The following is a 10,935-nucleotide window of genomic DNA, read 5'->3' as shown; positions in this document are numbered from 1 at the left end:
TTCGGTGCCCTGCTTGAACAGCGTGGCGCCGAAATAGGGCGTGAACTGGAAGCCCTCGCCGAGGCAGTCACCGAAGTGGTCCTTCAGCAGGCCCGAGCGGCGGTCGCTTTCCTGTACCGTGTCGGAATAGACGATCTCGACTGTCTCAGCCGCGACCGAGCTTGCGCCCGCCCCGGCCATGGCGGCCAGAACCAGCGCAGAAGCCGTCCCCTTCATCTTGATAGTCATGCGTTCTCCTCCCTATGACGCACGGAACGAGGACGGCGCGCCGCCCTCAGGTGAAGGACTCGAATGCCTCCCGCATCCGGTCCACATCCGGTTCCTGGCCGGCAAACAGCCGGAAGGCCCGGACAGCCTGGTATAGCGCCATGCCTGCCCCCGGCAGCACAGCGCAGCCCAGGGCGCGCGCGGTGGCCAGCAATTCCGTCTCCAGCGGAAAATAGACGATGTCGGCGACCCAGTGATCGGGGCGGATCAGCTCTGCGGGCAAAGGCAGGCCCGGCAGCTTCTCCATGCCCACGGGGCTGGCATTGACCAGCCCAAGTGCAGAGCCCGCGGCACTGGCGACATCCGTCGCCAGCTCGGCCCGGCCGGGCCCGTAGTGCGCGACCAGCAGGGCCACCAGCTCGGCGGCCACGGTCACGTTCACGTCGCGCACCAGCAATTTCCCGACACCGGCATCGAGAAGCGCATGGGCCACGGCCCCGCCTGCCCCGCCGGCCCCCAGCAGGAGCACCCGATCCAGCGGCGCGCCGGGCAGGCCCTGACGCAGGCTTTCGCCGAAGCCCCAGTGATCGGTGTTGTGCCCTGAGCGGCGGCCATCACGCAGCACGACGGTGTTCACCGCGCCGACATTGCGGGCCGCCGGGGACAGTTCGTCCATCAGCGGCAGGACCGCGCGCTTGTAGGGATAGGTGACGTTCAGCCCGTCAAAGCCCTCGGCTTCCAGCAGCGCCAGGATTTCGGCCGGATCCTCGGGCAGCACCCGTTCGGTGGAATCCACCAGGTGGTACTCGTAGGCCAGCCCCGCCGCATCGGCCGCAGCCAGGTGCATGCGCGGCGTCCGCGAGCCCCCGATTCCGCTGCCGAGAAGTCCGATCTTCAGGACGCCCGCCGGACTGCTGCCGGCCTGCGCCATCACGCTGATGCTCACTTGCGGATATCCTCTCGGCCACTGTCTCTTGACGACACAATGGACTCGGTGGTTAATTCTGTCAATACTATGTTCGCTCCGGTTAAATTCCGCGGCGCAGCATTGCCGGAAGAACTGGTTTCCCGTCGCCAGACCAGTAGGTTACAAGCAGTCGGGAAAAGCCAAGGGAGGACAGCCATGGGAGAGGCAGGCCAGGAGGGCAAGGCGGGGGATTCGCCGCGCGGCGGGTGGAAACAGGACCCGGACGCCGTGCGTGGCAATATCCTGCAAGCGGCCCGCGAGGTCTTCGCCCGGCATGGGCTGTCAGGTGCCCGCATCGACGAGATCGCGGCCCGGACCCGGACATCCAAGCGGATGATCTACTACTACTTTTCCGACAAGGAGACGCTCTACCAGGCGGTTCTGCAGGATGCCTATGCAAGGATGCGCAAGGCAGAGGACGCGCTGGACCTGGGCAAGCTGCACCCGGTCGCGGCGCTGCGCGAGCTGGCCGAGTTCACCTTCGAGCACCACAGGAAGGCCAAGGATTTCGTCCGCCTGGTGATGATCGAAAACATCCACGAGGGCGAACACATGTCGCGCCTCAAGGCGATTTCGGGGCAGAACAGCTCGGCCATCGTGCTGCTCGAGGACATCTACCGCCGTGGCGTCGAAATGGGCCTGTTCCGGCGCGGCCTCTCGGCCCCTGAGCTGCACTGGCACATCTCGGCCGCCTCCGTCTTCAACGTCTCGAACCGCGCGACCTTCTCGCACATCTTCGGAGACGATCTCTTTACCGAACGCGGCCAGCAGAAACTGCGCCGCCAGGTCGGCGACATGATCCTGGGCATCGCCATGAAGCCCGGACTCTCGGCCGAGACCGACATGCCACGCGACAGGGAGGAAGCACGCATGATCAACCCGGACATCTTCCGGTTTCTCGAATTCTGGGACGCCAAGTGGGCCACCCTTGCGCCGGGCGCCACGCCCGCCGACCGCCGGGTGCATTTCGAGAGCATCGCGCGCGAGATGCGCCTGCCGACCCCGCCCGAGGTCGAGACCGATGAAGAGCACTGGATCGACAGCGACGGCGGCCCCGTCCGCGTGCGCATCTTCCGCCATGCCTCGGGCGGGGCTCAGCCGGCGCTGATCTACCTGCATGGCGGCGCCTGGATGCAGGGCAGCCCGGAGACCCAGTGGGACATCACCGCCCGGCTGGCCGACTGGAACCGCCAGACGGTGATCTCGGTCGATTATGCGCTGGCGCCCGAACATCCCTTCCCCGCCGCCTACCTGCAGGTGCTCGCGGTGACCCGCTGGGCCTTCGACAAGGCCGACGAGCTGGGCATCGATCCGGCCCGCATCGCGATCGGCGGCGACAGCGCTGGCGGCAACCTGGCCGCCGTCGGCGCCCTTGCCGCCCGCGACGAGGGCATCCCGCTGGCGGCGCAACTGCTGATCTATCCCAGCTGCGACTTCGACCGCTCGCGGCCGTCTTACATCGAGAACGCCGAGGGGCCGCTGCTGAAGGTTTCGGGGATGGCGGCCACAAACGCCATGTACTGCGCCGATGTCGAGCAGCTGCGCACCGATCCGCGCATCACCCCGCTGGCCGCCGAGAGCCACGCCGGCCTGCCGCCCACCTACGTGGCCCTGGCCCAGAACGACCCTCTGCGCGACTCGGGTCGCGCCTATGCGGATGCGCTGGAGGCGGCGGGCGTCGAACTGACGGTCGATCCCGGCGAGGGGCTGATCCACGGCTACCTGCGGGCGATGGAATACTGCCAGGCCTGCGAAGACAGCCTGCGCCGCATGGCCGACTGGCTGAAGAAGACAGTGGGGTGACTAGAGGGGGCGGACCGGCTGGCCGCCCCTGCCCTCAGATTTTTCGCGCCGAGCTGTCATCGACCCTGAAGCAGTTTTCTCCACGGACATCGAAAAGCAGCCCCCTCCCACCGATGACACCCTTTTCCGGTATCTCGTGAGGCGGCTGATCGGTGAAGACCACACCCAGTCTCGCAGGCAAGGCAACATCTTCCTGCCCGGGTTGGCCGAGTTCAAAGAGTACCGCGCGGCATCCGGCCTGGAAGGGTGGCTCCGCATCAGCCCCGGGGGTGCGCCGGGCGAATATCGCCATCATATCCATGGTGTCTTCAGCGCCTGCCGGAGGCAGGTTGAAATTCACCAGCCCCCATTCCTCCAGCGCCGCCGGATAGCTGTTGTACGTCGCGTACTTCAGCTGGTTCACCGGAAGACAGGCGCCATCGTCCACCGGGAGTCTCTGGAGCAACAGTTCATCCGCGCGCACTTCGGAATTGCCACCCACGACGCCCAGCAAACCGATCGTCAGGCGAAAAATGCCCGACCGACCCGTTGGTTTTTCCTTCCTGGCCGAGATCGAGGTCAGGATGCTGCCGCACATCGCGTGCAACAGATCGGTATCGATGCCATGCCCTTGCACCCTCGGGTCGATTGGAATCAGCTCGACCCCGAGACTGTATTCGCCCTCGAACTCCCACCACTTGATATTAGTATAGGCAAACTTGTACCCAAGGGGCCGGATCACGCCCCTGTCCTCCAGGAGAATGGTCGGCCCGGAGGGGCGGGACAACAGCCGGGTCGCGCCTGCAAAGGCCCCGACGATCAGCACGACCGTGATCAAGATGATGTAGAACGGCGGCGACGACCGGGGAGCGGGAGGCGGAGGCGACCTTTCCTGGCCGTGTTGCAGATCGCTCATAACATCTCCGATTTATGTGTCTTTCAAATCAGGATGGATCGTGCCGGAAAATGCCACCCTGCGAAAACGGTAATCGACATGCCGTGAAATGCGCAGAAAAAGCGTCGTCAAGGCGTTGATCCAAGGCAATAACTTCAAAAGAAAACATCCCTTTCCCGGCGGGACATTACCTCCTCACGGCAGGTTCTCGCGGAAGTAGATGTCCAGCTTCAGCGGGCGCGGCAGATCCCCCGGTGTGGCCATGCAGCGGATTGCGCGGTCGATCAGCGTGTCCGGGTCCTGGTCGAAGATCGCATCCATCGTGCCCTCGGCCATGGCGCGGCGGGTGTCCGTTGTCAGCCCGTGGCCGATGAAGACCAGATCCTGCTTGCCGCATTCGCGCATCGCCCGGGTGATCCCGCCCGATGAGCCGCCGACATTGTAGATGCCCACCAGGTCCGGGGCCTGCTCGAACAGCGCCATGGCGTGGCGATAGTTCTGCCCCGCGTCGTCATGGCCCTCGCGCATCCCGATGACCCGCAGGTCCGGGAAAAGCTCCTCCTGGATCGACAGGAAGCCCGCCTCGCGCTCGGAGTGGGCGCGGTAGTGGCGTGAGCCGGCGACCAGCGCCACCGCCCCGCCATTGCGCCCCGCAAGACGTCCGATCAGCAGCCCTGCGGTGCGCCCGACGGCGCGGTTGTCCAGCCCCACATGGGCAATCCCGGGCGAGCCCCCGAGATCCGAGACGATGCTGACCAGCCGGGTGCCCTGCGCCGCGACCTCGGCGGCGGCCTCGCGCACCTCGGGATGCTCGATGGCGAAGAAGATGATCCCGTCGGCCCAGCCCGCATTGCGCCGCAGCGCCTCCGCCAGGGCGCGGGCGTTGAAACTCTCGATGAAGAAGCAGCGCAGCACCGGGTCGCCCTGCCCGCTCCGCGCCACCCGCTCGCGCAGTCGGTCGCCAAGCAGGCGCAGGTAGGGATTGGTACCTGCAGGCAGCAGCACGACGATATTGGGGGGACGCTCTCCGCCATAGCGCGCCGCCTCGCCCTCGCTCAGGTAGCCAAGCGCCGAGGCCGCTTCCAGGACACGCACCCGGGTGCGCTCCTTCACCCCCTTGCGGCGGTTGATCACCCGGTCAACCGTGGCCAGCGAGACACCCGCGCGCTCGGCGATATCCGTCAGCTGCGGGCGGCCTGCCCCTCCGTCCCTGTCGCTCATTTGCGTCAGAACCCCTCAAAACACATCAATCCATTTCCTTTGACTGAAGCTGCCCCGAAACCTTAGCTTTCGTCAACACACGGTGTTTCAGCAAGTGTATCTGGGGCTACGCATTGCGAGGAGATGATGCGAGCCATCAAAACACATCAAGACTATCTGGGAGGAAATCACATGACGAAGCGACTTCAACCGACCCGCCGCAGCGTGCTGGCCCTGGGCGGCGCAGCCCTGGCCGCGCCCTTCATTGCCCGTCCGGCCTTCGCCGCGACCACCCTGCGCTACGGCCACAACAACGAGGTCGCCTCGGTGGCCGGCGCGCAGGCCGACTGGTTCGCCGAAGCCCTCGGCCAGACCTCGGGCGGCGAGATCGAGGTGCAGGTCTTCCCGAACAGCCAGCTGGGCAAGCTGCAGGAACTGGCCGAGGCCGTTTCGCTGGGCACCATCGCGTTTTCGCACAACACCGCCGGTGCGCTTGGCTCGCTCTACCAGCCCTTTGCGGCGCTGGACACGCCCTACCTCTACCGTGACGTGGATCACCTGATGAAGGTGACCGACGTCGATAGCCCGGTGATGCAGGAGCTGAACGAGGGCCTGATCGCCGCCGCCAATGTGCGGGTGATCTACGCCCACTACTTCGGCCGCCGCAACCTGACCTGCAACAAGGCGGTGATGAGCCCCGAGGACCTGGCCGGCACCAAGATCCGCGCCGTGCCCTTCCCGATCTACACCACCGCCGTCGAGGGCATGGGCGCCGTCGCCGTCCCGGTCGACTGGTCCGAGGTTCCGACCGCGCTGGCCACCGGCGTCGTTCAGGGCCAGGAGAACCCGGTCAACGTGGTGCTGAACGTCAAGCTCTACGAGGTGCAGAGCCACCTCATGCTGACCGGCCATATGTCCAACGCCGAAGTCGTCGTGATGAACGAGGACACCTGGCAGGGCATGTCCGCGACCGAACAGGACGCCGTGCGTGAAGCTGCCGAGCAGACCCGCCAGAAGGCCACCAAGGCGATCCTCGACAACGAGGAAAGCGAGACCCAGCAGCTGCGCGATCTCGGCATGACCGTGATCGGCGAGGACGAGGGCCTTGACCTCGCCGCCTTCCGCGCCTCGGTCAGCAGCCTCGTTGACGAGCGGTTCGGCCAGCAATACGGCGCGCTCTACGAGAAGATCGCGGCGGTTTCCTGATGAGCCTTCACGAAAGGGGCCGCGCGTATCTCGCGCGGCTCACCCGTCTGGGGATCCTCTGCGGCGTGGCCCTGCTCGCGCTGATGACCTGCCTGGTCGTGCTGCAGGTGGCGGCGCGGAACTTCTTCGACCTCGGCCTGCCCTGGGCGGATGAGCTGGCCCGCTTCAGCGCCATCGGACTGGTCTTTCTGGGTGTGCCCTGTCTTGCGGGCCGCCAGGTGCTGGTCGCCGTGACCATGCTGCCCGATGCCTGCCCGCCGAAGCTCCGTAGCTGGATGGCCTTCGCCTGCGACATCGCCACGCTGCTCTTTGCCGCGCTGCTGCTGCAGAGCTTCGCCGAATACCTGCCGCGCGCCGGCAAGTTCCTGACCCCGGCCATGCAACTGCCGAACTGGGTCTACTACTCCCTCGCGCTGGTCGGTCATGCGGTGCTGGCCGCCGTGGCGCTGGACCGGGTGGTCGCCGCCCTGACCGGCCGCCCCGCCACCGCCCCCTACCATGACCCCCGCGACGATACCGGACTGCCCACATGAGCCTTCTTCTGGTCCTTCTCTTCCTGGCGCTGCTGGCCCAGGGCGCCCCGATCGCGATCTGCCTTGGCCTGTCCTCGGCCGTGGTGATCTACTGGCAGGGCCTGCCGCTGTCAGTGCTGGCGCAGCGCAGCCTGAACGCGCTGGACAGCTCGCCCCTGCTGGCGGTGCCGCTGTTCATCTTCGCCGCCAACCTGCTGAGCCTGACCGGCGTCACCACCCACCTCTTCGACCTGGTGCGCATGGTGCTGGGCCGCATTCGCGGCGCCGTGGCGCAGGTCAGCATCCTGGTCTCGCTGATCTTCTCGGGCGTCTCGGGTGCCGCGCTGGCCGATATCGGCGCGCTTGGCGCGATCCAGATCGACCAGATGAAGAAGCAGGGCTACAAGGAAGAATTCGCCGCCGGACTGACCGTCGCGGCGGCCACCATCGGCCCGATCTTCCCGCCCTCGATCCCGATCATCATCTATGCCTCGGTCGCCAATGTCAGTGCAGTGAAACTGCTGCTGGCGGGCATCATCCCGGCGCTGCTGCTGACCGTCCTCTTGATGGTGCAGGTCGCCATCGTGGCCCGTGTCAAGGACCTGCCCCGCGACGACATCCGCGCCGAGCCGCGCGCCATCGCCCGCAAGGCCGCGATCTCCTTCCCGGCCCTGCTGGCGCCCGTCTTCCTGATAGGCGGGCTGATGAGCGGTTTCTTCGGCCCGACCGAAGTGGCAGGCGTCACCGTCGCCTACTCGATCTTCATCGGCGTGGCGATCTACCGGACGCTGAGCTTCGCAAACCTCTTCCGCGCCCTGCGTGACACGGTCGAGGCCACGGCCAACATCCTCTTCGTGGTGGCCACGGCGGCGCTCTTCGCCTGGGTGCTGACGCTGGACCAGGTGCCGATGAAGGCCTCGGGCTTCCTGCTGAGCCTGTCGGAAAACCCGCTGGTGCTGCTGCTGCTCGTCAATGCCTTCCTGCTGCTGGTCGGCATGGTGCTGGAAAGCATCGCCGCCATCCTGATCATCGCGCCGATCATCGCGCCTGCGCTGACCATGGCCGGGGTGGACCCGCTGCAACTGGGCATCGTCTTCGTGCTGAACCTGATGATCGGCCTGCTGACGCCCCCCGTCGGCATGAGCCTCTACATGATCACCATCATCACCAGGATGCCGGTCAACCGGGTGATCGCGGGCGTCATGCCCTTCTTCATCCCGCTTCTCCTCTCTCTCCTCGTGGTCTCCGCCGTCCCGGCGCTGTCCACCTGGCTTCCCGAAACATTGATGAACTGAGGTTCCCGATGAGCACTCTTCTTGGCCCCATCCGTCAGCTGGGCATCGTCGTCGACGATATCGAAGCCGGCATGAAGCACTGGTCCGAGGTCATGGGCGTCGGCCCCTGGTACTACAACCCGCAGGTGCCGATCGAGGATTACACCTATGACGGGGAAAGCTATCAGCCCCACAACTCGGTCGCGCTGGCCAATTCCGGCGACATGCAGGTCGAACTGATCCAGACCCGCAACGACGTGCCCTCGATGTACCGCGACTACATGCAAAAGGGCCTGCGCGGCCTTCAGCACGTGGCCTTCTGGACCAACGAGTTCGACAAGGATCTGGCGATGATGCTGGACAAGGGCTTCACCGTGAAGATGTCCGGCAAGGTCGGCGAGAACGGGCGTTTCGTCTATTTCGCCGAGGAACATCACCCCGGCACCTGCATCGAGCTGTCCGAAGTGCTGGGCCCCAAGGGCCGCATGTTCGACCTGATCCGCGAGGCCTCGCAGGATTGGGACGGCGCGGACCCCGTGCGCCCCTTCCCGGACCTGTCGAAGATCTGATCCATGGAAACCGTGATCGCCAGCTACCTGCTGGAAACGCCCTACCCGCTGGAAGATGTCGCCGCCATGATGGCCGGCGAGCAGAGCTCGGGCACCTTCGTGCGTGTCGAGGGCGAAACCGACGCGCTGCGCGCGCGCTCTGCCGCCCGTGTCCTGTCGGTCGAAGAGATCGACAGCGCACCGGAACCGACCCTGCACTCGGCCTATGTCGAGCGGAAGCAGCCCGCCGGGCCGTTCCGCCGCGCACGGGTCCGCATCGCCTATCCGACGGGCAACATCGGGCGCAACCTGCCGACGCTGGCGGCCACGGTCTCGGGCAATCTCTACGATATCGGAGAGATCACCGGCCTCAAGCTGACGGGCCTCGAGATCCCCGCCGCCTATCGCGCGCGCTACCCGCTGCCCACCCGTGGCATCGCAGGCACACGCGCCGATCTGGGCGTGGCCGAGGCGCCGATCTTCGGCACCATCATCAAGCCCAACGTGGGCATGACGCCCGAGGATATCGCTGCGCTGGTCGACCGTCTCTGTGCGGCGGGTGTCGATTTCATCAAGGATGACGAGATCTGCGCCAACCCCGACGTGGCCCCTCTGGCACAGCGCGTGCCCGCCGTCATGGCGGTGATCCGCAAGTGGCAGGAGAAAACGGGGCGCAAGGTGATGATGGCCTTCAACATCACGGATGAGACCGACGCCATGCGCCGCCATGCAGACCTCGTGGCCGCCGAGGGTGGCTCCTGCGTCATGGCCTCGCTGAACTGGTGCGGCCTCTCGGGGATGGAAACCCTGCGCAACCACACCCCGCTGGCGATCCACGCGCACCGCAACGGCTTTGGCGCGATGAGCCGCCATCCGCTGCTTGGCATGGCCTTCCCGGCCTACCAGGCACTCTATCGCCTCGCGGGGGTCGATCACATGCATGTCCACGGCATCGGCGGCAAGTTCGTCGACACCGCCGAAGAGGTGACCGAGGGCGCCCGGCTCTGCCTTGCCCCGCTCAGCGAGGGCGGCCCGGAGGATCGCGTCATGCCCGCCTTCTCGTCCGGCCAATGGGCCGGCACCCTGCCGCAGACGCTGGAAGCCGCCGGGTCGTCGGACCTGATGTTCATGTGCGGCGGCGGTATCCTGGCCCATCCCGCCGGCCCCGCCCAGGGCGTAGCCTCGCTGCGCGAAGCCCATGAGGCGCTGACCTCGGGGCTGAGCCTTGAAGACGGTGCCAAGACCCGCCCCGCGCTTGCAGCGGCCATGCAGTTCTTCGGCGCGCGCTGATGGCCGGGATCGTCTTCATCGGCGACGATTTCACCGGCGCCTCGGACAGCCTGGCGACCTATGCGCGTCACGGCCTCTCGACCCGGCTGCAACTGGCACCCTCAGAGGCCGACGACGGGCTGGAGGTGCTGGGCCTGCCCACCGACCTGCGCTCACTCCCGCCCGAGCGGGCCCTGGCCGAGATCGACCGCCTCTGGCCGAGGATCGAGGCCGCCGCCCCGCGCGTGCTGCACCTCAAGACCTGCTCGACCTTCGACTCTGCGCCACATGTCGGCTCCATCGGGGCCGTGGCGCAGGAGCTGGCGCGGCGGTTCCGCCCCGAGATCACCGCCGTCGTCGGCGGCCAGCTCAGCCTGGGGCGCTACTGCGCCTTCGGCACCCTCTTTGCGCGCGGGCCCGACGGGGCGGTGCATCGCATCGACCGTCACCCGATCATGGCCCGCCACCCGGTGACCCCCATGGCCGAGGCCGACCTGCGCCGCCACCTCGCCGCCCAGGGTCTTGACGGGCTTGAGCTGATCGCCGCCCCCGACCTGCCCGATGCCGCCACGGCAGCGCTGCAGCTGCGGGCCGGGCCGGTGCTGTTTGACGTGATGAAACCCGCCGACCAGGGCCGGATCGCCAGCCTGCTGGCCGCGGCGGGCGGGCGGCAACTGCTGATCGGCCCCAGCTCGGTGGCCGAGATCCTGACCCGCGACCACACCGCACAAGAGCTGCCAGAGGCCCTGCCGCCCGGCGCGCGGGGGGTACTGCTCTTTGCCGGCAGCCGCTCCAGCCTGACCAGCCGCCAGATCGAGGCGGCAGAGGGCTATGACAAGATGCCCCTGCCACCCGAGGCGCTTGTCGATCCCGATCTTCCCGCCCGCACCGCCGCCCGGCTGGCCCGGGGCGTCCCGGTGCTGCTGCACCTTCTGCCCGGCGCCGACTACGGGCTGAGCCCGGATGCGCTGGCCGAAACCTGCAGCCAGCTTGTCGCCGATATCCTCGCCCGCCAGCCGGTCGGGCACCTGGGGCTGGCGGGGGGCGATACCTCCAGCCGGATCTGCGCCCGCCT

Annotated in this window: 10 protein-coding genes and 1 pseudogene; 7 read left to right on the top strand and 4 right to left on the bottom strand. The window is 67.0% G+C overall.

All coding sequences use genetic code 11. From position 1 onward, the window contains the following. A pseudogene (locus OS124_RS0116600) lies at positions 1-228 on the bottom strand (hypothetical protein); the annotation flags it as partial. Between the two features lie 46 nt (positions 229-274). Next, positions 275-1,153, bottom strand: a complete 879-nt coding sequence (locus OS124_RS0116595; protein ID WP_010140933.1) for a shikimate dehydrogenase — start codon at positions 1,151-1,153, stop codon at positions 275-277. A 177-nt stretch (positions 1,154-1,330) separates the two neighbouring features. Here OS124_RS0116595 and OS124_RS26175 point away from each other — a divergent pair, with 177 nt between their 5' ends. Next, complete coding sequence (locus OS124_RS26175) at positions 1,331-2,977, top strand: alpha/beta hydrolase fold domain-containing protein (protein WP_010140932.1); 1,647 nt, start codon at positions 1,331-1,333, stop codon at positions 2,975-2,977. Positions 2,978-3,011: 34 nt separating this feature from the next. Here the strand turns inward: OS124_RS26175 and OS124_RS0116585 are convergent, their stop codons facing one another. Together OS124_RS0116585 and OS124_RS0116580 are read right to left on the bottom strand one after the other, a co-directional pair. Further along, on the bottom strand, positions 3,012-3,872 hold the full coding sequence (locus OS124_RS0116585; protein ID WP_010140930.1) for a hypothetical protein: 861 nt from the start codon (positions 3,870-3,872) through the stop codon (positions 3,012-3,014). Between the two features lie 174 nt (positions 3,873-4,046). After that, on the bottom strand, positions 4,047-5,072 hold the full coding sequence (locus OS124_RS0116580) for a LacI family DNA-binding transcriptional regulator (RefSeq protein ID WP_010140929.1): 1,026 nt from the start codon (positions 5,070-5,072) through the stop codon (positions 4,047-4,049). Positions 5,073-5,243: 171 nt separating this feature from the next. On the opposite strand from OS124_RS0116580, the gene OS124_RS0116575 reads away from it, so the two are divergent. The 6 genes from OS124_RS0116575 to OS124_RS0116550 all read left to right on the top strand — a co-directional run. Then, entirely contained in the window at positions 5,244-6,257 is a 1,014-nt protein-coding gene (locus OS124_RS0116575; protein ID WP_010140928.1) for a TRAP transporter substrate-binding protein, read from the top strand. Beyond that, the gene (locus tag OS124_RS0116570; RefSeq protein ID WP_010140927.1) at positions 6,257-6,790 is read left to right on the top strand and encodes a TRAP transporter small permease; all 534 of its coding nucleotides are present in this window, start codon (positions 6,257-6,259) and stop codon (positions 6,788-6,790) included. The genes OS124_RS0116575 and OS124_RS0116570 overlap by 1 nt, the downstream gene beginning before the upstream one ends. Beyond that, positions 6,787-8,064 (top strand): TRAP transporter large permease, encoded by a 1,278-nt coding sequence (locus OS124_RS0116565; RefSeq protein WP_010140926.1) that lies wholly within the window; start codon positions 6,787-6,789, stop codon positions 8,062-8,064. The genes OS124_RS0116570 and OS124_RS0116565 overlap by 4 nt, the downstream gene beginning before the upstream one ends. Before the next feature lie 8 nt (positions 8,065-8,072). Continuing rightward, the gene (locus tag OS124_RS0116560) at positions 8,073-8,612 is read left to right on the top strand and encodes a VOC family protein (RefSeq protein ID WP_010140925.1); all 540 of its coding nucleotides are present in this window, start codon (positions 8,073-8,075) and stop codon (positions 8,610-8,612) included. Between the two features lie 3 nt (positions 8,613-8,615). Beyond that, positions 8,616-9,881 (top strand): RuBisCO large subunit C-terminal-like domain-containing protein, encoded by a 1,266-nt coding sequence (locus OS124_RS0116555; protein WP_010140924.1) that lies wholly within the window; start codon positions 8,616-8,618, stop codon positions 9,879-9,881. Further along, positions 9,881-10,935: four-carbon acid sugar kinase family protein (locus tag OS124_RS0116550; RefSeq protein WP_010140922.1), on the top strand; the 1,055-nt coding region annotated here is incomplete at its 3' end. The genes OS124_RS0116555 and OS124_RS0116550, both read left to right, overlap by 1 nt.

The organism is Oceanicola sp. S124 (assembly GCF_000220565.1).
In the GTDB taxonomy this organism is placed as follows: Bacteria; Pseudomonadota; Alphaproteobacteria; order Rhodobacterales; family Rhodobacteraceae; genus Pseudooceanicola.
The sequence above is the reverse complement of the archived record's forward strand: the minus strand, read 5'-3'. Positions and strand labels throughout refer to the sequence as shown.

Bases quoted from the DNA above. Each gene is read 5' to 3' on its own strand.
- OS124_RS0116570 (WP_010140927.1), top strand. From the start codon at position 6,257: ATGAGCCTTCACGAAAGGGGCCGCGCGTATCTCGCGCGGCTCACCCGT.
- OS124_RS0116560 (WP_010140925.1), top strand. From the start codon at position 8,073: ATGAGCACTCTTCTTGGCCCCATCCGTCAGCTGGGCATCGTCGTCGAC.
- OS124_RS0116575 (WP_010140928.1), top strand. From the start codon at position 5,244: ATGACGAAGCGACTTCAACCGACCCGCCGCAGCGTGCTGGCCCTGGGC.
- OS124_RS0116580 (WP_010140929.1), bottom strand. From the start codon at position 5,072: ATGAGCGACAGGGACGGAGGGGCAGGCCGCCCGCAGCTGACGGATATC.
- OS124_RS0116555 (WP_010140924.1), top strand. From the start codon at position 8,616: ATGGAAACCGTGATCGCCAGCTACCTGCTGGAAACGCCCTACCCGCTG.
- OS124_RS0116565 (WP_010140926.1), top strand. From the start codon at position 6,787: ATGAGCCTTCTTCTGGTCCTTCTCTTCCTGGCGCTGCTGGCCCAGGGC.
- OS124_RS26175 (WP_010140932.1), top strand. From the start codon at position 1,331: ATGGGAGAGGCAGGCCAGGAGGGCAAGGCGGGGGATTCGCCGCGCGGC.
- OS124_RS0116585 (WP_010140930.1), bottom strand. From the start codon at position 3,872: ATGAGCGATCTGCAACACGGCCAGGAAAGGTCGCCTCCGCCTCCCGCT.